25 protein-coding genes are annotated in these 25,485 nt (G+C 40.6%); 10 read left to right on the top strand and 15 right to left on the bottom strand.

The window, feature by feature from the left end; genetic code table 11:
• Positions 1-187 precede the first annotated feature (187 nt).
• Positions 188-1,597, top strand: a complete 1,410-nt coding sequence (locus DX933_RS17055) for a LysM peptidoglycan-binding domain-containing protein (protein ID WP_123317644.1) — start codon at positions 188-190, stop codon at positions 1,595-1,597.
• A 28-nt stretch (positions 1,598-1,625) separates the two neighbouring features.
• On the opposite strand, the gene DX933_RS17050 is transcribed toward DX933_RS17055, so the two are convergent.
• The 5 genes from DX933_RS17050 to DX933_RS17030 form a co-directional block, all read right to left on the bottom strand.
• Positions 1,626-2,855: an MFS transporter gene (locus tag DX933_RS17050; protein ID WP_123317643.1), complete on the bottom strand. Its 1,230-nt coding sequence runs from the start codon at positions 2,853-2,855 to the stop codon at positions 1,626-1,628.
• A gap of 69 nt (positions 2,856-2,924) precedes the next feature.
• On the bottom strand, positions 2,925-3,497 hold the full coding sequence (locus tag DX933_RS17045) for a DUF2087 domain-containing protein (protein WP_123317642.1): 573 nt from the start codon (positions 3,495-3,497) through the stop codon (positions 2,925-2,927).
• Between the two features lie 594 nt (positions 3,498-4,091).
• The gene (locus DX933_RS17040; protein WP_123317641.1) at positions 4,092-5,468 is read right to left on the bottom strand and encodes an aspartate aminotransferase family protein; all 1,377 of its coding nucleotides are present in this window, start codon (positions 5,466-5,468) and stop codon (positions 4,092-4,094) included.
• A 123-nt stretch (positions 5,469-5,591) separates the two neighbouring features.
• The gene (locus DX933_RS17035; protein WP_123317640.1) at positions 5,592-6,443 is read right to left on the bottom strand and encodes a MurR/RpiR family transcriptional regulator; all 852 of its coding nucleotides are present in this window, start codon (positions 6,441-6,443) and stop codon (positions 5,592-5,594) included.
• A gap of 15 nt (positions 6,444-6,458) precedes the next feature.
• Positions 6,459-6,911 (bottom strand): YaiI/YqxD family protein, encoded by a 453-nt coding sequence (locus tag DX933_RS17030; RefSeq protein WP_123317639.1) that lies wholly within the window; start codon positions 6,909-6,911, stop codon positions 6,459-6,461.
• 140 nt (positions 6,912-7,051) lie between these two features.
• Here DX933_RS17030 and DX933_RS17025 point away from each other — a divergent pair, with 140 nt between their 5' ends.
• Positions 7,052-9,682: a cation-translocating P-type ATPase gene (locus tag DX933_RS17025; RefSeq protein WP_123317638.1), complete on the top strand. Its 2,631-nt coding sequence runs from the start codon at positions 7,052-7,054 to the stop codon at positions 9,680-9,682.
• A 76-nt stretch (positions 9,683-9,758) separates the two neighbouring features.
• Here DX933_RS17025 and thrB read toward each other — a convergent pair whose 3' ends face one another.
• From thrB to DX933_RS17010, 3 genes are read right to left on the bottom strand one after another with little or no spacing between them, the layout of a single operon-like run.
• Positions 9,759-10,655 carry a homoserine kinase gene (gene thrB / locus DX933_RS17020; RefSeq protein ID WP_123317637.1) on the bottom strand — a complete coding sequence of 299 codons (897 nt, stop codon included), beginning with the start codon at positions 10,653-10,655 and terminating at the stop codon, positions 9,759-9,761.
• Entirely contained in the window at positions 10,652-11,713 is a 1,062-nt protein-coding gene (gene thrC, locus DX933_RS17015) for a threonine synthase (RefSeq protein WP_123317636.1), read from the bottom strand. Before thrC ends, thrB begins: the two co-directional genes overlap by 4 nt.
• Entirely contained in the window at positions 11,710-12,993 is a 1,284-nt protein-coding gene (locus tag DX933_RS17010; protein ID WP_123317635.1) for a homoserine dehydrogenase, read from the bottom strand. Before DX933_RS17010 ends, thrC begins: the two co-directional genes overlap by 4 nt.
• 277 nt (positions 12,994-13,270) lie before the next feature.
• Between DX933_RS17010 and DX933_RS17005 the strand changes: the two genes are divergently transcribed.
• Genes DX933_RS17005 through DX933_RS16990 form a run of 4 tightly spaced genes read left to right on the top strand, consistent with a single transcriptional unit; the run spans position 13,271 to position 15,983 of the window.
• Positions 13,271-13,654 carry a GntR family transcriptional regulator gene (locus DX933_RS17005; RefSeq protein ID WP_123317634.1) on the top strand — a complete coding sequence of 128 codons (384 nt, stop codon included), beginning with the start codon at positions 13,271-13,273 and terminating at the stop codon, positions 13,652-13,654.
• A gap of 1 nt (position 13,655) precedes the next feature.
• Positions 13,656-14,549, top strand: a complete 894-nt coding sequence (locus DX933_RS17000; protein ID WP_123317633.1) for an ATP-binding cassette domain-containing protein — start codon at positions 13,656-13,658, stop codon at positions 14,547-14,549.
• A complete protein-coding gene (locus DX933_RS16995; RefSeq protein ID WP_123317632.1) occupies positions 14,530-15,282 on the top strand; it encodes a hypothetical protein in 753 nt (250 codons plus the stop codon). The genes DX933_RS17000 and DX933_RS16995 overlap by 20 nt, the downstream gene beginning before the upstream one ends.
• A complete protein-coding gene (locus DX933_RS16990; protein ID WP_123317631.1) occupies positions 15,279-15,983 on the top strand; it encodes a hypothetical protein in 705 nt (234 codons plus the stop codon). Before DX933_RS16995 ends, DX933_RS16990 begins: the two co-directional genes overlap by 4 nt.
• Positions 15,984-16,040: 57 nt before the next feature.
• Here the strand turns inward: DX933_RS16990 and DX933_RS16985 are convergent, their stop codons facing one another.
• Positions 16,041-17,303 carry an AAA family ATPase gene (locus tag DX933_RS16985; protein WP_123317630.1) on the bottom strand — a complete coding sequence of 421 codons (1,263 nt, stop codon included), beginning with the start codon at positions 17,301-17,303 and terminating at the stop codon, positions 16,041-16,043.
• A 225-nt stretch (positions 17,304-17,528) separates the two neighbouring features.
• Here DX933_RS16985 and DX933_RS16980 point away from each other — a divergent pair, with 225 nt between their 5' ends.
• From DX933_RS16980 to DX933_RS16970, 3 genes are all read left to right on the top strand, one after another.
• Positions 17,529-17,930 carry a DUF4064 domain-containing protein gene (locus DX933_RS16980; RefSeq protein ID WP_145962294.1) on the top strand — a complete coding sequence of 134 codons (402 nt, stop codon included), beginning with the start codon at positions 17,529-17,531 and terminating at the stop codon, positions 17,928-17,930.
• Positions 17,931-18,037: 107 nt separating this feature from the next.
• Positions 18,038-18,373, top strand: a complete 336-nt coding sequence (gene ytxJ / locus DX933_RS16975) for a bacillithiol system redox-active protein YtxJ (protein ID WP_123317628.1) — start codon at positions 18,038-18,040, stop codon at positions 18,371-18,373.
• 153 nt (positions 18,374-18,526) lie between these two features.
• A complete protein-coding gene (locus DX933_RS16970; RefSeq protein ID WP_123317627.1) occupies positions 18,527-19,345 on the top strand; it encodes a squalene/phytoene synthase family protein in 819 nt (272 codons plus the stop codon).
• Positions 19,346-19,465: 120 nt separating this feature from the next.
• Here the strand turns inward: DX933_RS16970 and DX933_RS16965 are convergent, their stop codons facing one another.
• The 3 genes from DX933_RS16965 to DX933_RS16955 all read right to left on the bottom strand — a co-directional run bounded on the left by DX933_RS16965 (position 19,466) and on the right by DX933_RS16955 (position 21,288).
• Positions 19,466-20,146: a DUF4956 domain-containing protein gene (locus DX933_RS16965; protein WP_123317626.1), complete on the bottom strand. Its 681-nt coding sequence runs from the start codon at positions 20,144-20,146 to the stop codon at positions 19,466-19,468.
• Between the two features lie 2 nt (positions 20,147-20,148).
• On the bottom strand, positions 20,149-20,913 hold the full coding sequence (locus tag DX933_RS16960; RefSeq protein WP_123317625.1) for a polyphosphate polymerase domain-containing protein: 765 nt from the start codon (positions 20,911-20,913) through the stop codon (positions 20,149-20,151).
• Between the two features lie 171 nt (positions 20,914-21,084).
• Positions 21,085-21,288, bottom strand: a complete 204-nt coding sequence (locus DX933_RS16955; protein WP_123317624.1) for a hypothetical protein — start codon at positions 21,286-21,288, stop codon at positions 21,085-21,087.
• A 463-nt stretch (positions 21,289-21,751) separates the two neighbouring features.
• Here DX933_RS16955 and DX933_RS16950 point away from each other — a divergent pair, with 463 nt between their 5' ends.
• Positions 21,752-23,242 carry an MDR family MFS transporter gene (locus tag DX933_RS16950; protein ID WP_123317623.1) on the top strand — a complete coding sequence of 497 codons (1,491 nt, stop codon included), beginning with the start codon at positions 21,752-21,754 and terminating at the stop codon, positions 23,240-23,242.
• 49 nt (positions 23,243-23,291) lie between these two features.
• Here the strand turns inward: DX933_RS16950 and DX933_RS16945 are convergent, their stop codons facing one another.
• The 3 genes from DX933_RS16945 to thiM all read right to left on the bottom strand — a co-directional run bounded on the left by DX933_RS16945 (position 23,292) and on the right by thiM (position 25,466).
• The gene (locus DX933_RS16945; protein WP_123317622.1) at positions 23,292-23,879 is read right to left on the bottom strand and encodes a hypothetical protein; all 588 of its coding nucleotides are present in this window, start codon (positions 23,877-23,879) and stop codon (positions 23,292-23,294) included.
• A gap of 193 nt (positions 23,880-24,072) precedes the next feature.
• Positions 24,073-24,693 carry a thiamine phosphate synthase gene (gene thiE, locus DX933_RS16940; RefSeq protein WP_123317621.1) on the bottom strand — a complete coding sequence of 207 codons (621 nt, stop codon included), beginning with the start codon at positions 24,691-24,693 and terminating at the stop codon, positions 24,073-24,075.
• Complete coding sequence (gene thiM, locus DX933_RS16935; protein ID WP_123317620.1) at positions 24,681-25,466, bottom strand: hydroxyethylthiazole kinase; 786 nt, start codon at positions 25,464-25,466, stop codon at positions 24,681-24,683. The genes thiE and thiM overlap by 13 nt, the downstream gene beginning before the upstream one ends.
• Between the last annotated feature and the right edge of the window lie 19 nt (positions 25,467-25,485).

The following is a 25,485-nucleotide window of genomic DNA, read 5'->3' as shown; positions in this document are numbered from 1 at the left end:
CCGTTGATAACCACTCTAGGCTATAAAAATAATTAAGCCTTTGGACTTATTATACGATTGAACACAGAAATAAGTTTCATTTGATAGGGAGCACGGTATATAGGAAAAAGATTGGAAAGGCACATGCTGATCTGTTCGTGAATACGATGGGCTAATAGAAATGTGTTGAGTAGGGGAGAGATTTAAAATGCAAATTTATGTTGTGAAAACAAGAGATACACTATGGCAGTTATCACAGCAGTTCGGTGTTTCTGGTAATGATATTGCGTTGGTGAATGAAATAGAGGATCCCAATCAGCTTGTAGTCGGTCAGTCCTTGGTTATTCCTACACCCGGAAGAAATGCAGTCGTACATGCTGGTGATACGATACAATCGCTTGCCAATCAATATGGTGTTTCCATTGAAAACCTTATGCGTGTCAACCGTTTGAATGAAGCATCTATACTTTCTATTGGCCAATTATTACTCATTCCGTCGTTTATACATGTCATTCAGCCGGGAGAAACTTTGTCAGCTATTGCGAACCGATATGGAGTTAGTATCCATAGTTTAAGTCAAATTAATGGCATCACCAACACTTCTTTAATTTATGCTGGACAAAGCATTCGTATTCCGTTGATGGACAGACCAGTGACAGAAATCAATGCATATACGACAGCAATTAGTGATGAGGGAGCACAGGAAGTCCGTCGATTGGGTCATAACTTTACGTATCTTTCTCCGTTTATGTACAGTGTGAAGGAAGATGGCAGTTTGACAGAAATGCAGGAAGGGGCATTATTAGACGCAGCAAAGGCAACGGATACGGCCTCACTACTTGTATTAACGAATTTTAGAAATAGGAAATTTGATTCAGATCTAGCCGCAACGATTTTGCGAAATGCCACAATACAAGAAACATTGATTACTAATTTGCTAGCGATAATGAAGGAAAAGGGCTATCAAGGACTGAATATAGACTTTGAATATGTCTATCCGGAAGACAGGGAAAACTATAATGCTTTTTTAAGAAAGCTTGCCCCTAGGCTGCATGCGGAAGGATTCTTATTATCAACGGCTCTTGCCCCAAAGGAAAGTGCTGACCAACCTGGGCTCTTGTATGAAGCACATGATTATCAGGCACAGGGGGAGATTGTTGATTTTATTATTTTAATGACGTATGAGTGGGGTTGGGCAGGTGGGCCACCCTTGGCCATAGCGCCAATTAACAAGGTTCGTGATGTGCTTGATTTCGCGGTATCGGTTATACCAAGGAATAAAATCATGATGGGTATTCCATTGTATGGGCGTGATTGGAAAATTCCGTGGGAACAAGGGACAATCGCTCGAACGATTAGTCCGCAAGCAGCTGTCCGTTTGGCAAAAGAACATGGTGCGGCCATTCAATATCATGAACAGTATCAATCTCCTTTTTTTAGGTATACAGATGATACAGGGCAACAGCATGAGGTCTGGTTTGAAGATGCTCGAAGTATGCAGGTGAAATATGACACGATTAAACAGTATGGCATAAGGGGTGGCAGTTATTGGGTGTTGGGTAATCCATTCCCACAAAATTGGCCAGTCCTCCAGCAAAATTTTTTCATTAAAAAATGACGACAGAAAACAGGTCAGGTACATGCTGCTACCCGGCCTGTTTAATCTTGCGCCGGAGTGTTCTTTTCGCTTGCTGCCAATTAATCTTGGAAAAGAAAAAAGCATATAGCATCGTTAGAAAGATATAGGTAATTCCAACGTATAGACTCAGTGTTCTTGCCGGGATGATATCGACAATAAATCCTGCCGCTCCCATGGAAACGCCAAGTGCACTATTGGAAATCATTTGGGAGATACCAAAAAAAGCACCCTGACTGGAACGGGGAACTATTTTCATCATAAGAGTTGCGACATAAATATTGCTAATACCACCGACATAGGTAATGAAAACGACAATAAGCAATGCAGTTATAAATGTTGGGGCATGGCTCAACAGGATATGCCCAAGCCCTTCCAAAGAAATGAAAATAACAATAACGGCAGCTAGCTTTTTTCCGGATAACCATGCGCTATAGGAACTAAGAATGAAGCCCAATCCAAGTGCACCATATAAAAGACCGACTCCTAAATCGCCCATGTGAAATACGTCTAATGCGTACATACTGATTAGCACATTGTCAATTCCATTTGCTAATGGCATGGTTGCATCGATAAATAAAAATAATAATAATGCAGAGGATCCCCATGCAAGTTTCCAAATAGGGATAGATGGAGCTTGCCGGACTTTTCTCGTTTGTGATTGTGTAGGTATCAACATTCGCCCAAGCATATAAGCGGAAATTAGAAACGTAACTGCATCAAGCAAGAACAAGACATGGGTTCCAAATAAAAACGCAATTATTCCACCTGTTGTGGAGCCGACAACCAGCACTGCACCCAGCATGATTTGCTCTAAAGCATTTACATATAAAATTTTATCTGATTTTACCAATGCAGGAATAACTGACATTCTTGTTGGTGCATATATCGCCTCACAGATGGCTAGCGAAAATAATCCAATATATAAAAGCCATATCCCGTTCGCATCATGAACAAACAAGGGGATACATGCTAATGGAATTCGCGCCATATCAAGCCAAATTAAAATATGCTTTTTAGGGAAGCGGTCTGCGAGCATGCCGCCAAGTGGTGCAAAGATTAGAAACGGGATCAAGCGAATGGCAAAGTAAATTCCAATTGACAATCCCGAACCAGTAATCGAATAAAGTAATGCAAGCATGGCAACCTGATTAAACCGATTACCGATTCCATTGATAGCTCCTGACCAAAACAATTGGCGATAGTTTTTTTCTGATTTCCAGACCGTCCAATTCGTCACAATAAACACCTCATTTAATAAGCATCTAATTTGATATACGTCTAATTAGATGATGAAAAAAAAGACTGATCAAATCAGCCACATTTCTTTCGGGTTTAGCTCGTATATCCCGTCGTTACGTTGCATAAAATGGCACATAATCCATTCTCTTCTTATCGTTGCATAATCATCGTGAAACTGTTTAATAAATGCATTGATATCTTTTTCCGGATACTTTTTTCCAAATTCTAAACGATCCACCATATGCTCCAAGATAATCAGCTTCTTTTTACGCTGTGCAGGAATCGTTTGTAAACGTCCATCCTTGGAGAAGAAATTGCGGATAACCTTTTGTTTCTCGGTCCAATCAACCTGCTGTTTATTCATCGCATCATCCCCACCAATTCTTAAAATTGCCTCTGCCATGTAAGCGAGCTTTTTTTCGTTTAAGTGGAAATAGATTGTATTCTTATCCCGACGCTGATAGATAACATCGATTTCACGTAAACGTGTGACATGATAGGAAACTGTAGCTGGCGTCAGTCCGAGCTTGCCAGCGATTGCCTGCCCATGCAAAGGCCCATGGCGCAGCATGGAAATAATTTGAATTCGATTTTGATCCCCTAACGTTTTATGAAAAGCCACCAACCGATCAATTTGCATCCATATCCCCCCTACAACCATCTAACCTAATTAGATAGTAATCTAATTAGGTGATTGAGTCAAGCACGAATCAGGAAGAGAGAATCACGTTTGATTGTGTATCACGTTTAAGCGATGCGATTTCGCGATAAAACGGAAGTGGGGTAAGTTAAATTACATTTAAGTGATGCGAAATCATGTATTTTCGAAATTAGGAGTAAGTTAAACTGTATTTAAGTGATGTGTAATCATGTATTTCAGGAAATGGAGTAAGTTAAACTGCATTTAAGTGATGCGTAATCGTGTATTTTTGAAATTAGGAGTAAGTTAAACTGCATTTAAGTGATGCGAAATCATGTATTTTCGAAATTAGGAGTAAGTTAAACTGCATTTAAGTGATGTGTAATCATGTATTTCAGGAAATGGAGTAAGTTAAACCGTATTTAAGTGATGCGAAATCATGTATTTTGAAATTAGGAGTAAGTTAAACCGTATTTAAGTGATGCGAAATCATGTATTTCACCAAATGGAGGAAGTGAAACACAATTAAGCTAAATATGCAGCTTGAAATCCAGTTTGAGGGATTCCAGGCTGCATATTTATGGTAGGGAGTATTTAGCCTTTGACTCGTTGGAGTGCTTTTTCATGTGCTGCGACTGTTCGGTTTATATCGGCTTCGCTATGGGCGAGGGACATGGAATATCGGTTTAAAGGCTTTGAAAATATTCCGAGCTGTAGCAGTGCTTGATCTATTTTCTGCCTTAGGGCTGTGTTGGACTGCCACATGTCACGATAGTTATGAATTGGTTTGTCAGTAAGAACGATATTGAAAATACTGCCCATCCCGATGGTTTGCATGGGTACATCGTATGTGGCATACAATTTTTCAAGCTGATCTCGTAGTTTATTTGTTTGGCGGGCTATATCGTTCATCACACCATCTTCCTCAAGCATGTGAATCGTCTCGAGACCAGCTGCTAGTGCAATGGGGTGGCCATTATATGTCCCGCTATGGAAAACAACTTCATCCTTTTTCCTGCTTTTGCTACCGGTAGCAAACACATCACTTTCTTCATTTGGGGCGCTGAGCATCATGATATCTTTTTTACCTCCGACAGCGCCTATCGGATATCCTCCACCTAGAACCTTCCCAAGTGTTGTAATGTCAGGTTTTACATGAAAGACACGTTGGGCCCCTCCAAGATGGACACGGAATCCGGTTTTAACCTCATCAAAAATCAGGACAATATTTAATTCCTCAGTTAATTCCCGTAGTCCCTTCATAAAAGCAGGGGTTGCTGGGATAAATCCGCCTTGTACAGGCTCCAGGATGACTGCCGCAAGATCGTCCTTATGTTCACGTAAGATGGTTTCCACTGATTCGAGATCATTAAATGGTAAAACAAGCGTTTGATCAAGTTCATGCTTTGGAATTCCCTTTGATTCCGGGATTCTGTGTGGTCTGTGTGCATCTCCTGCTTCTTCATGATCCGGGTTAATGCTCACAAGCATATGGTTTAACCCTCCATGATAATGGCCTTCAAATTTTCCAATCTTTTCCTTACCGGTATATGCGATTGCAAGCCGGATGGCGAGTTGAATTGCTTCAGATCCTGAATTGGTAAAACGAACCATATCAATAGCCGGATACAGCTGGGCTAATTTTTCAGCCATCACTGCCTCCAGCTCGTGTGGTGTACCAAATATAGCTGTACCCGATTGGTGTAAAAAGTCTGCTGTAGCTTGCATTATCCTTTTATGCCCATGGCCGGTAACAAGGGCACCGTAACAAAGAGAATAATCAATATACTCGTTATCGTCCATGTCAACCAATTTACTTCCATATCCTTTTTTCATGACGATTGGGAAAGGTGGGAAATACTTAATATTTGCTGAGACCCCACCCGGAATCACCTGACTGGCCTGTCGATACACTGCCTCTGACTTCACCATGCTGTTCTTCTCAAAATATATTTGAGCACACAAAAGCATCAGCTCCTCCTAATTCTTACCAATAGTGTATGTGAAAAGCTGATGTTATGCAACGTTTATTTCATATTTTAATAATAATGAAATATAAATTTCACAACCAAACAACCAAACAGGCAATCCTATTCAATAAAATACGTCATATTGATCCCATAGCTGTTCATATTGTTTGAGGCGTTTATCTATTTCCTCGGGTCGTTGTTGACCAATATAAGCTATGAGTGCATTGATCAAACTCAGTGGAGCGACAAAAGAATCCATAAAGGATGGCATTTTACTGGATGCAATTAATGATACATCGGCAAATTGTGTGACAGGCGACAGATGACTGTCGGTAATGGCGATAATTTTTGCATCTTGTTTTTCAGCATGGCTCACAATATCTACCGTACTTCTTGTATAGCGGGCGAAGCTGAGACCGACTACAACGTCTTTTTCATTTAAATCGTACATACTATCAAAGGCAGATTCACTGGAATGAACCATCTCACTATGGTCAAAAATAAGCTTTAGATAATAATGTAAAAATGCACCAAGAGAAACTGCACTTCGATTGCAGGCGATAAATATTCGATCTGCCTCTAGTAAATAATGGGCTGCAGTTTCAAATTCGCCAAGATCTAAAGTTTCCATCGTTGTTTGGATATTCGCCATATCATCTTCAAAAATCTCGTATATCCCTTTTTCCGTCTCTTTATGATAGATTGACCGTGACATTTGAAGTCTTTCTACAGTATTAAGCTGCTTCTCTACTGAATCATACATATGCTGCTGCAGCTCGTTATAGCCCTTATAGCCAAGAAACGTAGCAAACCGCACGACAGTTGCTTCACTGACACCAGCCATTTTTGCTAGTTTTCCAACGGTTAAAAAGGGTGCAGAATGCGGGTTTTCCAACATATAAACAGCTATTTTCTTTTGTGCCTTGCTCATGTTTGGTACTTTTTCCCCGATTAATTTGTATACATTTTCTTTCACTCATCCTCACACCTTTCATTTGGATTGCATGCGTTCAATGGTACGAACAAGAAGATCGTGGAATTTTTTTCGGTCTTCATCTGTGAATGGTTTTGGTCCTTTCGTCCGTTGACCACTTTTTCTTGCTTTTGCACTTAAATGACGCGTTTGAAGTAGCTGATCAATATTTTTATTCGTGTATTGGAAGCCTTTGTGATGAAGAACCGTACATTTCTTACCAAGGGCAAGGGATGCTAACCCATAATCTTGGGTAATGATGATATCTCCATGCTTGGCAAGCTGAAGAATGCGATAGTCAGCTGAGTCGGCCCCTTCATCAACATAAACGGTCTTCACACCTTCTAATTCCTCCGCATTGGAGAAATGGCTGAAGCTTTTCACGAGCACAACTGGAATGGAAAATGTTTGTCCTGTTTGGCAAACCACATCTTTAACAGGGCTAGCGTCAGCATCTACATATATTTTCATGACCTCTCTCCTTAACTGCAAACATAAACTTGTTTCCATCTAATCGGAAAGCTTGCATATTGTCAACTTATAATTGGCATATATAACGTATAATGAGGGTACTATGATAACTAATCAATAAAAAAAGGTGGGGAACGGAAATGGCAGTAGATGAGGAAAAGCATGTCCATCCAGAAACAGGTCTTTCCAATGATGAAGCGAAAAAACGTTTAGAGGCAAATGGTCCAAATCGTTTTGAAGAAGGGAAAAAAGCCTCTCTCCTGGAATTAGTTTGGGGGCAAATCAATAGTCTGTTAATTTATATCCTTATCGCTGCTGCAGTTATTTCCGCCGCAGTAGGTGAAGTTAGCGATGCAGTGATCATCTTTTTTGTTATTTTGCTGAATGCGGTAATTGGCGTTATTCAAGAAGCAAAGGCGGAAAAAGCATTAGATGAATTGAAGAAGCTTTCTACTCCACACGCCATCGTGATGCGGGATGGACAAGCACAGGAAATATCCTCCGAGGAAGTGGTTGTCGGAGATATCGTACTATTGGACGCCGGAAGATTTGTACCGGCGGATATTCAATTGATTGAATCCTCTAATTTGAAAATAGAAGAATCTTCGTTAACAGGTGAGTCCATCGCGGTGGAAAAAGATGCTAACTGGCTGGCTGAGGGAGAGGATATCCCACTAGGTGATCAGCGTAATATGGCTTTTATGTCCACGCTCGTTTCTCATGGGAGAGGAACAGGTGTGGTTACCCGAACAGGAATGGATACGGAAATTGGAAAAATTGCGAAGATGCTTGCTAATAAAGATAAAGAAATGACTCCATTACAAAAGAAGCTGGATGAAGTTGGGAAGGTACTCGGTATTGGAGCCATTGCTATTTCCCTAGCTATCTTTTTAATTGGCTTTTTGCAAGGCAGAGAAGTATTGGAAATGTTTTTAATTGCTGTGAGTTTAGCAGTTGCGGCTATTCCAGAGGGGCTCCCGGCAATTGTAACGATTGTGCTTGCTGTCGGGGTGCAGCGTATGATCAAGCAGCATGCAATCATACGTAAGTTACCTGCTGTAGAAACACTTGGTGCAGTAAGTGTCATTTGTTCGGATAAAACGGGTACGCTTACTCAAAATAAAATGACTGTTACAGAGCTATACTCAAATGGAACAGCTGTAAAAACTGCTGATTTCGTTATCAATCAATCCACCAATGAAAAATTAATCAAAGCGATTGTGCTTTGTAATGATGCTACAATCGATGGGGATAAACAGACAGGTGATCCGACTGAAATTGCATTAGTAGAGGCTGGAATTCAACTGGGTATCACGAAGCGGGCAGTGGAAAAAGAATTTCCCCGGGTAGATGAAAATCCATTCGATTCGGAACGAAAAATGATGTCCACGATACATGCTGCTGGTGATGAAAGGATTGTCTATGTGAAGGGGGCATTGGAAAGTATCTTGCCCCAATTGAACCGTGTGGAAACGGATGGGGAAGTTCATTCGCTGACAGCAGCAGATCAAGAGAAAATAATGGCTCAAGCAAATCATATGTCGGAGCGGGCATTGCGTGTTCTTGCAGTTGCCTACAAGCTGGTTACTGCAGATTCAGAAGCAGAAACAGAATTAATATTTTTGGGCTTAACCGGAATGATTGACCCACCACGTGAGGAAGTGAAAGACTCCATTGCAGCTTGTCAAGATGCAGGAATCCAGGTGGTGATGATAACTGGTGACCATCAAAGGACAGCGCTAGCAATAGCCAAAGAGCTACATATTGCGAACCATTTGGATGAAACGCTGACAGGGCAGGAATTGAATACGATGAGTGACACGAGATTAAAGGAAAGTGTACAAAAGATTCGTGTCTTTGCCAGGGTTTCTCCAGAGCATAAGGTCCGAATTGTGCAGGCGCTAAAAAGCCACGGCAATATCGTGTCCATGACAGGGGATGGCGTAAATGATGCCCCATCCTTGAAGGAAGCAGATGTAGGAGTAGCGATGGGGATTACAGGAACAGATGTAGCGAAGGGTGCTGCGGATGTTGTTTTGACCGATGATAATTTCTCTACGATTGCGAAAGCCGTAGAAGAAGGCAGGAATATTTATAAAAATATTAAGAAGTCTATTCTATTCTTGCTGTCATGTAATCTAGGGGAACTAGCCGCCTTATTTATCGGTATATTAATGGGCTGGCCGGCACCGCTCACTGCGGTACATATCCTCTGGGTTAATCTCATAACAGATACGATGCCTGCGATTTCACTTGGGCTGGATCCAGATGATCCCGATGTGATGAAGGAAAAACCACGTGATGCAAGTGAAAAGATATTCACGAAAGAAAATATTACCTTTAGTTTATGGAATGGTTTATTAATCGGGGCATTGACATTATTTGCATTTATGGAAGGGCTGAAGGTATATACCGATTCCAGTTCGTTATTTGCGATGGATCTTCAGCATATTTCCGATGAAACATTGACACATGCACAAACCATGGCATTTATTACGTTAAGTGTGTCACAGCTATTCCATTCCTTTAATTTAAGAAGTGATACAAAATCAATCTTCCAGGTCGGTCTCTTTTCCAATCGTTATTTAATTGGAGCGGTGGTTGCAGGATTGCTTATCCAATTTACAATTGTTCAGGTACCACTATTTAGTGGCCTCTTTGATATACATGCACTTGTATGGCAGGATTGGCTCTTCGTATTGGGATTATCTATTATTCCAATCATTATCAATGAACTGGTAAAAGCAGGGAAACGAATTTTTGCTGCATAATGAAGGTCAACAAAAAACGTAACCAACAAAATGTATCATGTTGGTTACGTTTTTTAGCATGTGGTAAAACCTATGCTTAGCCAATCAATTCAACGTTTAACCCCTGTGTATCTATTTGGACAGGTTTGATTTGAAAATCTGAAAAGCTATGCCCCAGTGTTGCTGCAATCTGTTCTGCGGTACCTGTTGGAACAAAAGAAATAAGGGTTGGACCTGCGCCACTGATGACAGTGCTGAATGCTCCAAGCTGCTTTGCTTCTGAGCGGATTCCATCATAACACGGTATTAATTTGGAACGGTATGGTTCATGAAATAAATCATGCTCCATCAAATTACCTGCTGTGCTAAAGTCATGGTTGAGTAATGCGGCAACCATGAGGCTGCTAATGGCGCTTGCTTTTGTTGCGATAGATCGTGGATAAGAATCGGGAAGCACCTTTCTGGCGTCCTTTGTTGGAAGCTCTGTTGCGGGAATGGACAGCACAGCCTCCAAAGGAAGCTGTGTCATCTGAAAGGTTTCTATTCGTTCACCAAGCAAAACAGCCAAGACGAGTCCGCCATATAAGGCTGGGGCTACATTGTCGGGATGGCCTTCGATTTGCTGCGCAATCATAAGTTTTGTTTCACTGGAAAGATCCAGCTCACAAAGCTGATTGGCCAATTCAATACCAGCAATGATAGCAGAAGCACTACTCCCTAATCCACGAGTAAGTGGGATATCACTTTTAATCGTTAGGTGGCAGGGTGGTAGTACGGCATCGTAAGCGTCAGCTGTTTGTTTTGCGATTTGATAAATGAAATGGTCTGTGCAAGCTTCCACTGCTGGTAAATGGCTGGATACATGCTCTATTTCCCAGCTTGGATGTGATATTGCATGGATTGTTAAATATTGATTAATGGCAAGGCCAATAGAATCAAAGCCTGCCCCAAGATTTGCCGAAGTTGCAGGGACAGTAATCCGGAACGGTTTCATGATGTAACCTCAGATTGGATAAACTTCCGTAAAGCATCTTCATCATTGGGCAAGGAAATTGGATCAGCAATTGCTTGATCCATTGCTGTTTGTGGATCCTTTAAACCATTTCCAGTTAAAATGGCAACAACTTTACTACCTGGTTTGATATGACCAAGCTGACATTGTTGAATGACTCCGGCAATGGAGGCACAGGATCCCGGCTCTGCAAAAATCCCTTCTTTTCCGGCTATCAGTTGAAAAGCTTCCAGGATTTCAGTATCGGTTACGGACTCGATTCGCCCGCCTGATTCATCTCTTGCTGCAGCTGCTAATTTCCAGCTTGCGGGATTACCTATTCGAATGGCGGTAGCGACTGTTTCCGGTGCTTCTATCACCTTATTTTGTACAATTGCTGCTGCTCCCGCTGCTTCAAATCCGAATATTTTCGGTAAAGCTGTACCCTTTTCTGAATGGTATTCCTTAAAGCCTTTCCAATAAGCACTAATATTTCCGGCGTTCCCAACGGGGATTGCCAAAATATCAGGTGCTTGGCCAAGCTGGTCACAAACTTCAAAAGCAGCTGTTTTTTGCCCTTCTAATCGAAATGGATTAATGGAATTGACCATCGTTACGGGTGACGACTCACTAATGCGTTGTACCATTTTTAAAGCATCATCAAAGTTTCCATCAATCTCCAATATTTTGGCACCATACATTGTAGCTTGAGCTAATTTTCCCATCGCTACTTTTCCTTTAGGAATGATAATAATTGCCTTTATCCCAGCCCGGGCTGCATAGGCGGCAGCTGAAGCAGAGGTATTACCAGTAGAAGCGCAAATAACGGCATTGCTTCCAGACTCCAAGGCTTTGGCAACAGCAACGACCATGCCGCGGTCTTTAAATGAACCAGTTGGATTTGCTCCCTCCACTTTTCCATATAATTCAATGCCAAGCTGTTCGGATAGCTTTGTAAAAGGAATGAGTGGTGTATTCCCTTCGTGTAAACTGAGAGAAGGTGTTGTATCATTTACTGGCAAATAACGTTCATATTCTTTTAGTAGACCTCGCCAATTCATTGTCCTTCCTCTCCTTCCACGCGATAACAGCCGGCAATCCCGTTTACATGTTCCAGCTGTACAAGTTGTTGCTTGATTTGCTCAAGATTTTCTAAGGAAGTCGATTCGGTAACAAGAATTAATTCACCAGGTTTTTGTACGGTTTTTTCCAAACGAATTCCTATATCGAGAAACAGCTTGGATACTGCGGCAAATACTTCTTCATTTTCACCAACTTGTAAACGTAGATAATATTGGCTAAAGCATTGATTGGGCTCTGCTGCACCTTTATTAAATTGTGGGACGGTTACCCTTCTTCCCGTGGCACCGAGCTGAATGTTTTTAATGACCTCGACAATATCAGACACTACTGCAGTGGCTGTCGGCAAGCTGCCAGCACCAGGGCCATAAAACATGGTTTCGCCAATTGCTGCCCCGTTCACATATACTGCGTTGTATTCATTTTTTACCTCTGCCAAAGGATGTGTCTTAGATAGTAAAGTCGGTTGTACACTGACTTCAACACTTTGGTCATGATCTTTCGCATAACCAATAAGCTTCATTGTATAGCCTAGTTGTTTCCCATACTCCAAGTCAGCTAATGCAATGTTAGCGATGCCTTCCGTGTCAACCTGCTGCAAATTTACATTGGAAGAAAAGGCTAGCCGAGCTAAAATGGCCATCTTCCGTGCAGCATCTAATCCTTCTACATCTGCAGTCGGATCAGCCTCCGCGAAACCTAACTTTTGTGCTTCCGTTAAAGCATCGTGGAAGGTAGCTCCATCTGCATCCATTTTTGTCAAAATATAATTGGTGGTACCATTGACTATTCCCATAATTTGATGGATTTGATCGGAAACCAAGCCATCGGTTAAGCCACGCAATATAGGAATACCACCTGCTACACTTGCTTCATAAAATAGGTCACATTCATGTTGTCCAGCCAGCTTTTCCAAGGCAGGTCCATGTAGTGCGATTAAATCTTTATTGGCGGTGATGACATGTTTTTTAGCTTGGAATGCTTGTGAAATATGCTCATAGGCTTCATCAACACCACCCATGACTTCCACAATAATGTCAATATCTGGATCCTCCAAAACATCTTTCGGATTCGTTGTAAGCACACCATCCTGTAAAGATACATTTCTATCTTTATTCGGATCTCGTATAAGCACGCGTTTAATTTGCACTTCACAACCAAGCTGGTGGGCCAGTTTTTTCTGGTGATCTTCAATAATACGGATGACACCCGATCCGACCACACCTAAGCCTAATAAACCAACCGCTATTTTATTACCCATGCGTACACCCCTTTACTGTTTTCTCTAAAAATACAAACGTTTACGTATGAAGGACATTATACGCTTGTATGTGAGGGAAAATCAATAGATAAAACAAATAATTTTCGCATAATTCGGTGAAATCGTTTCCAATTGATTGATAATACTATACCATTCTTTAAAAAATTTAAATAATTTTGTTTCTCCTTTTGTAAAAAGCTTGTGTTTTATGAAAAAATATTATATAGTACATTACAACACTAATGCACTATGTTGGTTAAAAGGAGCTGATGCCAAAATGCTCGATCTGAATGGTGTAACACCAATCTATATTCAAATTGCAGAATGGATGGAAAATCAAATTTTAAATGGGACATTTCAAATAGATGAAAAAGTTCATTCACAATATACATTGGCAGAAATGTTCAATATCAATCCGGCAACAGCTGCCAAGGGACTGCATTTACTGTCGGAAGAAGAAATTCTATATACGAAGCGTGGACTAGGAAAATTCGTATCACCACTTGCCAAAACAATCATTATGGAGAAACGAAAAAGTCAAACCTTAACAGGGTTAATTACAGACCTTGTGCTGGAAGCGAAGCAGCTTCAGGTGGAGGATGATGAACTACTTGAGATGATTCGGAAAGAAATGAAGCAACAAAAGGGGGAGGAAATATAAAATGATATCGTGCAAGCATGTGACCAAGACCTATCGTGGCACTACTGCGTTAAATCGTTTAAGCTGTAATATTCATGAAAATACGATAACCGGTTTAATCGGCAGAAATGCAGCGGGAAAAACCACTTTATTAAAAATATTAACAGGAATGATTAAGGAATCTAGTGGAGAAGTAGAGGTGTTTTCCAAACATCCATTTAATAACTTGTTTGTCTCAGCGAATTCTATTTTAGTGGATGACCAAATGAGTTTTGCTAATTCCATATCTTTATACGAATTATTACAGCAGGCAGGCCGTTTTTATAAAAACTGGGACATGGATCTGGCGCTTCGGTTATTTGATTATTTTTCTTTTCAACCAAATGCAATTCATGAAGGATTGTCAAAAGGAAGGAAGAGCACCTTTAATATGATTATTGGGCTTGCTTCCAGATGTCCATTAACGATATTTGATGAGCCGACTACTGGAATGGATGCGGTGGTTCGCAATGATTTTTATCGGGCATTATTGAAGGATTACATAGCCCATCCAAGAACAATCATTATTTCCAGTCATCATTTGGATGAAATGGAGCATTTACTCGAGCATGTACTGGTTATTAAAAAAGGAAAGGAATTATTGCATATACCGATGGAGGACCTGAAGGAGTATGCAATTGGACTGGAAGGCAAGACAGCAGTATTAAAAGAATGGTTGGGTGACCAGCCTGTTCTGACGAAGCGGACCGCTAGTGATTACGCCTATATTGCAGTTAAAAATGACTTTGACACCGAACAGCTGGAGCAGGTAAAACAACAGGGAGTGAAGGTGTCGCCTGTGTCAGCGAACGATGTCTGTATGTATTTAACAAAAGGGCAGAAGGGTGGAATCGATGATGTCTTTCGTCAACGTTAGTCTAAAGGAAACGGTTTGGAATCAATACTGTTTTAAGCTGAAATCGTTTTATGGTATGTTTCGCTCGATTATCATACTGCAGGTTATTGCGATCGGATTCACTTCACTGGCAGGCGTTGCATCCACTGGGAGCGGTTCTATGACGATTAGCTTTAATGTGCAATATTATTCAGCGGATGCGGTGATTGCTTTTACGATGATTGGTTTATTTATCAATGGGATTCAAATGACAACAAAGCCTTTTCGTGAAGATGACTTTGTTTTCGTGACCAATCGGCTGAGCCAAAATCTATCTAATATGGCTTTTTTATTAACTGTAAGTGTTGCAACAGGCATCACAGCACTCCTTTCCAGGAATGTAATTGAAATGATTCGTTATTTTCTGCCTGAGCATAGTTATATGCAAGATATGGATGGACCAAACACTTGGTATATGGTAGTTGGTGGAGGAATAGCAACGATATTATATATTGCTGCATGTAGTGCACTTGGTTATTTAGTAGGCAGTCTTGTCCAGTTATACAAAGGGTTGGTTATTATTATTCCAGCTGTAGTCATTGGCTATTCTGTCATTTTAGGTACCCAAGAAGGTTATATAATGGGAAAAATTTGGGCGTTTTATTTTTCGGAGCATCATCTTGGATTATTTGCAGTGAAACTCATTTGCACGATTGCTATTTGCTATGGTGCAGCTATTCTCCTGCTGAATCAAAAGGAGGTAAGAAATGTATGATTATTTTTCCGTTCATATTTATCCTATTAATTATGCTGATATGGGTAGCAAATAGCTGGGGTAAACGAAAGGGTGCAGGGTTTTTACGAGATCGGTTTATCTCTATTTTTCTCATTGTACTTATTGTTTCGACGGTCATGCATTTCTTTTTGCCTGAGCGTCAATTGGTCGGTGGAAAAATAGATATTTCTACCATTCCAGATATTTTTCATGAGGGCTATGAAGGTAGAATCGATCAGGTAGATTCACAATATTTACTGAAGGAATGGACATTTACACCTAAGCAAGAAATGATTCAAATTGCTTTGCCAGATGAACTCAATCAATCCCAGCCACAAATATTTGTTGAACGGATCAAAGGCTTAGATGTTATGGAGGTAGGCTATTATCGCACACCGGTTGTGCTGACTAGCGGTTTGGATATCTCGGGTTATTTATCTGAGCCACGCCTTCGCTTTGAAGCAGGTTCAAATCAGATCATCATAGAGGATACCGGATATACGGTGCTGGAGCTCGTTGCCTTGAAGCGGGAGTTTCCTATTAATCAATTCTATCTTGATCAACATCAAGATTTCTTTGAAGGACCTCTGGCTGAAAGAGGGGATTATTTATTTTATCTCCGTATCCCAGAACAAGCAGATGTTGAAGCACAAGGGGATATTTGGATTGAGTGGATTGGTGAGGAAACAGAATCAGAATAATGGGGAATAAAGAGGTGCGCTTATCAACAAAGAAGCGCGCCTCATTTCTTTATTTAATTAAAAGCCAACTCTTGTAAATTCATCTGTGTCCCATGCTTGTTTGACCGTTTTTCGCTGGTTGGCTTGCAGTTCTTTAATGATACGATCTACATCCACATGCTGCTCATAATGCCACTGTAAAGCAATCGACATATGTAATTCATTTAACTGGGCAATCGAAAGCCCATCTGTTTTTTTCGTTAAGGCCTCGATTTGATCCCTATCCAAGAAGCGGGTAATATCTTTACGACGCAAATAGCTTTCCCGGAGGGTGCTATTTGGTTGCTGGATTTCATAAGCACGGTCAAACCGACCAGCTCGATTAATAAGCGCAGGGTCAATCTTTTCGGGATAATTGGTTGTACCGATAATGAAGATGCCTTCCTTGGAGGTGGCACCATCCAGCGTATTTAAGAAAACAGACCGTGATTCTTCCGGCATGGAATCGATATCTTCTATCACCAGTACCATCGGGGCCATTTTGGTTACAGTTGTAAATACTTCCTTAATCGAATAGCTTGTCGTGTATTCTGTAATTTGCCAATATACAACTGGTGCAGTGACACTTCCGGCAATGGATTTCACAAGGGTTGTTTTCCCATTTCCTGGACTACCGTATAAAAGAATCCCGCGTTTATATGGGATATTGTATTCTTTAAAAAATGTGCCGCTTTCTAAGAAAAACTCATCAATAGAGCGGAAGATATCGGTTTTCATCTCTGGTTTTAATAAAATATCGTCACGATGGATCTGGTAGGTAATTTGTTCCTGCTTACGCATGATCCCTTCCTCAGTATCCGTGAACACGGTAATTCCATCCATCATATATTGTCGTTGTATATCTAGCATATAGGATAAGAATTTTAAAAGACTTGCATGATCCCTAGCAAAAACAAACGACTCTGGATAATCCTCATGACTTTGGTAGATTGGAATTCTAACAATTGCTACTTCATGGTCTGGAAAATAAAATATATTATTCATCATTGCTGGTGTAACGGTATAGGATCCATCTTCGGCAGCATGGATGGTTGAAATTCCTACTGTATCATAAACACTTGCAAGAATTTCTACCTTATCAGGGTCATGCTCCAATATTCTTTGTAATGTATCAAATAATTCGTCCAATTCGTCCTCAGCACTGCAAAGCATCCACTCATTTCCCAATTTATCCGTTAAAATTTGTTTAATTTCATGGATCGCACGAGCATAATCATAATAATGAGGCATAGTACTTTGGTCTGTGTCAAGAAATTGTATGATGGCGTTTTTGTTTTTCATCGGATGTTTCCTCTCTAACCTTACTTTTAACAGCAATTTAAACAATGTTATCATACCATAATGTACCAAACAATGATATGAAAAATATATAAAAAAATGACATATAATAGGTAAAAGGAACTAAATGTTGAATAATTGTTAAAAAGCAATGTATGGCTGTGGGTTGACAAAGATTTCATTCATACGAAGAATAGTAAGAAAGATAGAAGGAAAGGGCGTGTGTACTTGAATCGGACATTTGAAATGGTTTTAGGAATTATTGGGATGGTAGCGGATTTTGGGATGGCCGTTATAGGTGTATTATCTGTATTTTTATTATCGTTTGGATTTGATGGACTTTTTAGCGCCTATCCATCATTAGAGCCTCTAAGTCAACTTTTTCAGGTGGTAACTGTATTTATTTGGTTGCCCATTATTTCCTGTGCTATTGGCGGTATGCTAGCTGCAATTGCAACGTATCAAATCGCTGGGAATAAAAGGCCCAAACTGGCTGGTGGGTTATTTATTGCTTCGGCCTTATTATCATCCTGGTTATTATTTACACTTGGTGCTTTTCAATCCATACTTTACGTAGTAGCAGCAATTATGTGTTTTGTTCGAAAGGAAGATGAACCATCGCAGGTTTAATATAAATGCATACGTTAAGCTATTTGCCTGTACGAATAGCCAGCTATATTTTAAAATGTAGGTAGAGGCACCCTGAAGTACACAGGGGAGTATAAAGGAGGAAGGGCATGGCACAATTAACAGCATTATTTGAAGAGGATGCATTACATGAGGCATTAGAAGAGTCACAGAATAAAAAGGTGTTGCTTTTTAAGCATAGTACAACATGTCCCATTAGCGCGCGTGCATTTAAGGAATATGAAAGTTTCCTCGATCAGGCAGAAGAAAATATTTCCTGTTATCTTGTGAAAGTAATTGAAGACCGACCAGTCTCCAATGAAATCGAGCGCATTACAGGTGTGAAGCATGAATCACCACAGCTTATTATCATGGACAATAAGCAGGTTGCTTGGCATGCTTCCCATGATGCAATTACAGCAGAAAGTATAAAAAAAGCACTGTAAAGGTTGATATGGATATTAAAAGGGCACCCTTATGAGCATAACAGCTGATGGGGGTGTTTTATATTGACTTGCCTGGGCTTCTTCAAATAGGTAATCTATTCAGTTATTTGATATACTAAATATACCTCATTGTTTAGAAGGAGGACCAAACCATTGAGTGAATCGGTAAAACTAGAAAAAGAAGCCATGCATATGCTAAAGCAAACGAGTAGGACATTTTATATCCCGATTAAATTATTAAAGCCTACCTTACGAAAAACAGTTGCGTCTGCATATCTCTGCATGCGTGCCATTGATGAAATAGAGGATCATGAACAATTAAATTCGGAAGTGAAGCAGCATCTACTCCGTAAAACAAGTGTATTGCTGCAGGAAGGATTCGATCAGGCGGCATATGAGGCACTTGTTGAGCCGTATGCAAGTGAATTACCTGAAGTGACATTAAGACTTGCCGATTGGATTGGCTTCTGTCCGTCAGATATAACTGGCAAGGTCCAGGAATCCACTGCTGTCATGGCAAAAGGCATGGCAGATTGGACAGAGAAAAACTGGGATGTTCGAACAAAAGAAGATTTAGATGACTACACTTATTATGTTGCTGGACTTGTCGGTGTCATGCTATCTGATATTTGGAAGTGGTATGATGGAACAGAGACGGATTATGATCTAGCTATTGGCTATGGCAGAGGCTTACAAGCTGTAAATGTACTGCGTAATAAAGACGAAGATGCTGCACGTGGTGTGCGATTCTTTCCAGACAATTGGTCCAGAGAGGATATGTTCGTTTATGCAGAGGGAAATTTACAGCAGGCAGATGAATATATTAAAGACATTAAAAACCGAAACATTCTTCTATTTTGTAGAATACCATTGGCACTTGCAAAGAAAACATTGCGTGCTCTCAAACGAGGCGAGGAAAAAATGTCACGTCATGAAGTAGAAGAAACTGTTGAAGAAATTATGAAAGACTAGGTATAAAGAAAAAAAGACACCGGAGGTACTGACCCCCGAAAGTTAGAGTGATAAATCTAACTTTTAGGGGTCGCCACCAACAGGATATGCGGTGTCTTTTTTTGTATGCTATTTCAATACTTAATATTCGTTGTTCAAATAGGTGAGTGATACTTTTAGGTTCGCATTCTTCTCGCGGATTCGGTCAAGCAGTTCTTTGTCTTTCGTTGCATTTTTACTACGGATTGCAAAGGTATATAAAATCATGGTACCTAAATTTGTTGTTTCCACCTGACGTAGTGTATGTGCTTCTGTGTACTCCTCTAAAATATCATCCAAAAGATTTTCATGGTTTAGGTTTTCCGGTACAGTTACTTTTAAAATTTGTGTGTCTTTTCCTTTGCCGTATTGGAATTTATACAATAGATAGAATATCAAACTCGCAAATAAAGTGAGCACGATTGCTAGATCAAATCGGAATAGACCACTTGTCATACCAACACAAAGTCCGAAGAAAATATATGCAATGTCCTTCGCATCTGTTACAGCACTACGAAAACGAATGAGTGAGAAAATAGCGAATAAACCAAAGGCTACTCCAGCATTCCCACTAATCACATTCATAACGACAGACACGATCACACTCATCATAATAATGGTATGAACGAATGCCTGTGAATAACGCTCTCCCTGGAAGGTGATTTGATACACCTTTGTGATGACCAAGCTAAGAATGGTTGCCGTTAGCATTGCCAGCAAGATCATTCCTATAGTCGATCCATTTCCTGTTCCATTTGTAAATAAGTCGTTAATCATATCCATGTTTAAACTCCTCCTCCAATTTGTACTGTTTCTTTTACAATTCCGTTCGGTAAATATTCACCCTTCAATAATTCCAGGCTCGTGCAGTATTTTGAGGCACTCCGTTGTTCACAATTTAGCGTCTGTAAAATACGGGTTAGCCATAAAGGGACACTATGATTTACTTTGACTTCTAAGACGACGAGATCATTGTCGATAAAATGCTCGCCCTGTGGTCCATTTTCTAAAAACAAATCATTGTTGCGGCAGCGTAAATTATAATCAAAGGTTACCCGTAAATCTGCATCATCTATGCCATGGAATGCGCTTCTATCATAGCTGACAATCATTTCGGGCTGTAGGTTGTACAGGCTGCGAAAATGGTCTATTTCCCGAAAAACCTGTGGATTGGAACTCTCGTATTCTTCTAAAGGACATTCTTCCGTACTAACTAAATAACGATAGGCTTCTTTTAACGGCAGGACCATTCTGCGCTTGTTAACTACTTTTTTGTGTTTTTGTTTGACCTCAAAAAAAGCTGTTCCATTTATGTCCGTGTCATCATAGACTCGTAGACGAAGCTTTTGCCGAAATCTTAACTTGTTTTTCGTTTCATAATAGATTGTATTTTCCGGACTCTCGAAATAAAGACTAGACACAGTATAATTTCCTTTGTTTCCGTTAATATCGGCTCGCATATAGGGCTTCATCCCAGCAATTAGATCATCAGCTTGTTGTCTTGTAATCAAATACTTTTGCTCTCTTCTTGTGAAAACCTCGATTGCCATGTGGCCAACTCCCTTCCTGTGAATTTCTATTTTCTATACTAAATACCAATTCTTAGATGGTACTGTGTGAAAGATTAGAAATTGATGAGTATATTATGAGAGGGTAGGAAAAAATAAAAATCCCCCCGCAGTTCTTACATGCGGGAGAATTCTTTGGAAAATGGGTAGATGCTATAGTGTACGCCCTCTGCCAAATAGTTTGTTAAGTGCCAGGATAATAATGGCAAGTGAGAATACGACTACTGCGACAGCTCCAATTGCAATGAGGATAGAAGCGATTGTTCCAGTAATGAATGAACTCGCTAGGTCAACAACAACGATGAGCGCAAACCCTGCCAAGATTGCTGCTAGATAAGCTAGAATGGGTTGTTTCATTCGTATACCCCCTTTCTCTCTATATCTTATGAACGCCTGTCTTTTTTTGATTGTATGTATGTCTTGCAACAAATGATGGAAATATGCAACCATGTCGGGGCTGTTTTGCGTATACGGAGGAACAGATTTTTTTCTTGCTAATTGAAGGATCACGTGATAAGATTACTTTACTTATTTTGAACGGAGGTTTTTTAAATGGTTTTCGTACAGTTCCAATTCACGGTGATTGATAAAATTTAATAGTAATAAAGCCCGTCAGCACGGTGCTGTGTTGGAATTTGTCTGCCTGTTTAAAAAACATGAATAAATGATTTGTTTGGGGAAGAGACAATTCTTCCCCTTTCTATTTTAAAGGGGTTCTGCTATCTGCGGAATTCTTTTTTTATTTGTAGAAAATGAGAAGATACAGCACTGGTTCATGTTGGTTGATAGTTTGAAGAATAAGAATAAAAGAGGTTAGATGATGAACGAAAATAACAAACCGAAGAAATACGAATTTTTAGCGGATGATCCTCATGTGAAGGTTCTGCCTATTATGGTCTCATTAATTATTGGTGCTTTTTTTGCCATTTTAAATGAAACCTTACTTAATATTGCATTGACAACCTTGATGCATGAATTTGACATTCAAGTAACAACCGTTCAATGGATGGCAACTGGCTTTATGCTAGTCATGGGGATTGTGATCCCGGCATCCGCCGTTTTACTGCAGTGGTTTACGACAAGACAGCTTTTTCTTGGAACGATGTTCGTATTTACAATCGGAACGACGATTAGCGCGTTGGCACCGAGTTTTCCTATCCTACTTGTTGGTCGTCTGACTCAGGCGGTTGGAACAGGTCTACTCATTCCGATTATATTCAATGTATTCCTATTGCTGTACCCACCACATCGCCGCGGTAAAATTATGGGATTAATTGGGCTTGTCTTTATGTTTGCACCAGCAATTGGACCAACGCTTTCCGGGGTGATTGTCGAGCATCTGGGCTGGCGTTATCTTTTTATACTTGTAATTCCTTTTGCTTTATTTTCTATACTGTTTGCCTATAAATATTTGGTGAATGTATCAGAGGTAACCAAGCCAAAAGTAGATTATTTTTCATTGCTGCTATCTACTATTGCTTTTGGTGGTATCGTCTTTGGATTTAGCTCCGCAGGCGGGGAAGATGCGGGATTCTTGGATCCTGCAGCCTATATGCCTATATTGATTGGAACGGGCGCACTCGTTTTGTTCTCGATTCGCCAGTTAAAGCTGGAGGAGCCAATTTTAGATTTACGTGTATTTAAATATCCGATGTATACACATGCCGTCATTGTGTTTTTGATCATTATTATGGCAATGTTTTCCTCGGAGATTATCCTGCCTATCTTTATGCAGGGTCCAATGGCGTTAACTGCCGCAACAGCGGGATTAATTTTACTACCTGGCAGTATCATTAATGGTTTACTGTCGCCGGTAATGGGGTCCTTATTTGATAAACTTGGACCGAAGCCGTTATTACTACCGGCAACCATTGTACTTGCAGCAACCATGTTCGTGATGAGCAGACTGAATCTAAATACGCCATTATGGGTATTGATTGTCAGTTATATTTTATTGATGATTACAGTATCTGCTATTATGATGCCAGCTGAAACAAATGGATTGAATCAATTACCGAAACGATTATATCCGCATGGTACAGCAATCATGACAACGTTACAGCCTGTTGCAGGAGCCATTGGTGTATCAGTATTTATTAGTATTATGAATGCCAGACAGCTTCATTTCTTAAATCAGGCTGCTAATCCAACCGATCCTGCAGTCATTAATGATTCGCTGGTAGCAGGGGTGGAGCTTGTTTATCTGATTGGATTTGCGATGGCACTCGTTGCAGTTGTGTTAGCTTTCTTTGTTTATCGTGCAGAGCCAATGGAAGATAAACCTGTTGATATCAATGATAATGAAATATGAAAAAATGGACGAAGGCGAATTGCTTTCGTCCATTTTCATATGACTGTTGCTAGAAGCACTGGAAGGATTGAATCGATCGTAAATCAATTCCGAAGTAGGTCCATCTATTTCGCGACCAGCGGAATCCCGCGATTGACGTTCTGCCAATAAAAATAGGATAGAACCAGAATGATCTACCATTATGGAGCCAAACATAGGTGAAGCGGAATAAACAATTACGAATGGCGCCAGGGTCAACTGCAAATGTTTGAAAGGCTGGCTGCTGTGGTGTGAAATTTGGTGGCGGTGTCGATGGTGGGCCCCCTTGCTGTCCACCTTGTTGCGGACCTCCGGAAAATGGCGGAGGAAAACCGCCATGACCCGGCCCACCAGGCCCACCCGGTCCGCCTGGTCCTCCAGGTCCACCTGGCCCTCCAGGAAAACCGGGTGGCTGTCCGCCTGGAAAAGAAGGTCCTGGTCCACCTTGCCCAGGAAATCCTGGTAGAAAGCCTCCGGGTACTTGCCCGGGAAATGGGCTTCCAGGGAAAAAGCGTGCTCCGTCCTCAGTATCCTCTTCAATGTATTGGGGTGTATGCTGCTCGGTGTATGAAGAAGGTGTTTCATATCCCGCTTGTTGCTGGTATGGATGACGATGCATGAAAATCAACTCCTCATTTATAAATACATTCACTTCAATATATGGGTCAACAGTCCAAAGTGGGATTGTTTTTTTGAGGAATGGGCGGATGATGTAGCTGTTTGAAGGAGTGGTAATGATTGAATGGGGTGGTTTACTTGAACATAAGCGGTTAGCTGATTCTTGTGGAACCAGCTAACCGCTTATTTAGACTTTAAAGCGCTGCTACAACTTTATGAATATGAGGCGCCTCTGTTATGGCTGAAATAACGGAGACACCATCTGCACCGGCTTCGATTACATGATGGGAATTCATTGGCTGAATACCACCAATGCCAACAATCGGTAGGCTAGGGAATTGAGCACGTAGTTCCTTCATCCAATTTACCCCAACTGGTGCTTTGGCATCTGTCTTTGTATAGGTGCCGTAAATAGGACCGGCACCAAGATAATCAACCGCTGTAATTGGACTATTGTTTACCTCATTTTGATTGCTTACAGATAGTCCGATGATTTTATTTGGAAACTGGCGACGTAATTCGGCTGCATCCATGTCATCCTGGCCAACATGAATTCCATCAGCATCTAAAACCTCTACCAACTCGACATCATCATTGATAAAAAATAAGATGTGGTAAGCACGACATATCGTTCGTAAACGCTCACCTAACTTAATTTTTTCAGCGCCAGTAAGCGAGCCGGGACCTTTTTCACGATATTGGAAAGCAGTTATGCCTGCTTTTGCTGCCTCTAATAAAATGTCTTCAGGAGGGCGATTGCAATTTTGACTTCCCATGATGAAATATTTACGTAATTGCTGTCTTAATTTGTCCATGATGTATCTCCTTTGATCGTCTCCCAATTGAAAGAGAGGGCATCCAAAAACGCCGGCAAAAAAGTTCCTGGACCTTTGGTGTGTGGCTGTGCAGCTGCATACGCTGCAGCTCCCCCGTAAAATTCCAAAGCTGCTAATAATTGTTTTTCTATTGAGAAGTCGGTACTGAGACAAGCAGCCATAATGGAGCCTAACAAACAGCCTGCACCAGTGATTTTCGTAAGCAAAGGATGTCCTGTTTGATTGGTAAAAAGGTTGCCATCCACTACAAAAACATCTGTCTCTCCGGTAACGACAACGGCAGTTTGATATTTTTTTGCGACAAGATAAGCGATTTCTTCAGTATTGCCATTTCCAACCGCATCAACACCTTTTGTATCCCAAGAAACATCTGCTAGAAAAGCAATTTCACCTGCATTGCCTTTAATCACTGTAGGCTGTACCTGTTTCAGTATCATTTGGACAGCTTCGGCTCGAAAGGAACTAGCTGCAACGCCAACCGGGTCAAGCACAATTGGGATGCCTTTATCATTTGCCGTTTTACCTGACGAAAACATTGCAGCTACCTCCGGCTGTTGGATGGTTCCAATGTTAAGTAGTAATCCATCGGTTAATTCGGTAATGGCTCCTGCTTCCTTTTCTTCTTTTGCCATAATTGGACTACCACCAAAAGCAAGTAAACCATTTGCAGTAAAATTCATCACCACATCATTTGTTATATGATGGATCAAAGGTATGTTTTGACGTACTTGATTAATTATATTATGTGTCATAGGAACACCTCCATTACGC

The sequence above is a fragment of the Ornithinibacillus gellani genome (assembly GCF_003730295.1).
Taxonomy (GTDB): domain Bacteria; phylum Bacillota; class Bacilli; order Bacillales; family Amphibacillaceae; genus Ornithinibacillus_A; species Ornithinibacillus_A gellani.
This window is presented reverse-complemented; position numbering and strand designations above follow the sequence as displayed.

What these genes read in the sequence shown, in the direction of transcription:
- DX933_RS17055 (WP_123317644.1), top strand. Translation starts at nt 188, where the DNA reads ATGCAAATTTATGTTGTGAAAACAAGAGATACACTATGGCAGTTATCA.
- DX933_RS17045 (WP_123317642.1), bottom strand. Translation starts at nt 3,497, where the DNA reads ATGCAAATTGATCGGTTGGTGGCTTTTCATAAAACGTTAGGGGATCAA.
- DX933_RS17040 (WP_123317641.1), bottom strand. Translation starts at nt 5,468, where the DNA reads ATGCTTTTGTGTGCTCAAATATATTTTGAGAAGAACAGCATGGTGAAG.
- DX933_RS17030 (WP_123317639.1), bottom strand. Translation starts at nt 6,911, where the DNA reads ATGAAAATATATGTAGATGCTGACGCTAGCCCTGTTAAAGATGTGGTT.
- DX933_RS17025 (WP_123317638.1), top strand. Translation starts at nt 7,052, where the DNA reads ATGGCAGTAGATGAGGAAAAGCATGTCCATCCAGAAACAGGTCTTTCC.
- thrB (WP_123317637.1), bottom strand. Translation starts at nt 10,655, where the DNA reads ATGAAACCGTTCCGGATTACTGTCCCTGCAACTTCGGCAAATCTTGGG.
- thrC (WP_123317636.1), bottom strand. Translation starts at nt 11,713, where the DNA reads ATGAATTGGCGAGGTCTACTAAAAGAATATGAACGTTATTTGCCAGTA.
- DX933_RS17010 (WP_123317635.1), bottom strand. Translation starts at nt 12,993, where the DNA reads ATGGGTAATAAAATAGCGGTTGGTTTATTAGGCTTAGGTGTGGTCGGA.
- DX933_RS17005 (WP_123317634.1), top strand. Translation starts at nt 13,271, where the DNA reads ATGCTCGATCTGAATGGTGTAACACCAATCTATATTCAAATTGCAGAA.
- DX933_RS17000 (WP_123317633.1), top strand. Translation starts at nt 13,656, where the DNA reads ATGATATCGTGCAAGCATGTGACCAAGACCTATCGTGGCACTACTGCG.
- DX933_RS16995 (WP_123317632.1), top strand. Translation starts at nt 14,530, where the DNA reads ATGTCTTTCGTCAACGTTAGTCTAAAGGAAACGGTTTGGAATCAATAC.
- DX933_RS16990 (WP_123317631.1), top strand. Translation starts at nt 15,279, where the DNA reads ATGATTATTTTTCCGTTCATATTTATCCTATTAATTATGCTGATATGG.
- DX933_RS16985 (WP_123317630.1), bottom strand. Translation starts at nt 17,303, where the DNA reads ATGAAAAACAAAAACGCCATCATACAATTTCTTGACACAGACCAAAGT.
- ytxJ (WP_123317628.1), top strand. Translation starts at nt 18,038, where the DNA reads ATGGCACAATTAACAGCATTATTTGAAGAGGATGCATTACATGAGGCA.
- DX933_RS16965 (WP_123317626.1), bottom strand. Translation starts at nt 20,146, where the DNA reads ATGGATATGATTAACGACTTATTTACAAATGGAACAGGAAATGGATCG.
- DX933_RS16960 (WP_123317625.1), bottom strand. Translation starts at nt 20,913, where the DNA reads ATGGCAATCGAGGTTTTCACAAGAAGAGAGCAAAAGTATTTGATTACA.
- DX933_RS16955 (WP_123317624.1), bottom strand. Translation starts at nt 21,288, where the DNA reads ATGAAACAACCCATTCTAGCTTATCTAGCAGCAATCTTGGCAGGGTTT.
- DX933_RS16950 (WP_123317623.1), top strand. Translation starts at nt 21,752, where the DNA reads ATGAACGAAAATAACAAACCGAAGAAATACGAATTTTTAGCGGATGAT.
- DX933_RS16945 (WP_123317622.1), bottom strand. Translation starts at nt 23,879, where the DNA reads ATGCATCGTCATCCATACCAGCAACAAGCGGGATATGAAACACCTTCT.
- thiE (WP_123317621.1), bottom strand. Translation starts at nt 24,693, where the DNA reads ATGGACAAATTAAGACAGCAATTACGTAAATATTTCATCATGGGAAGT.
- thiM (WP_123317620.1), bottom strand. Translation starts at nt 25,466, where the DNA reads ATGACACATAATATAATTAATCAAGTACGTCAAAACATACCTTTGATC.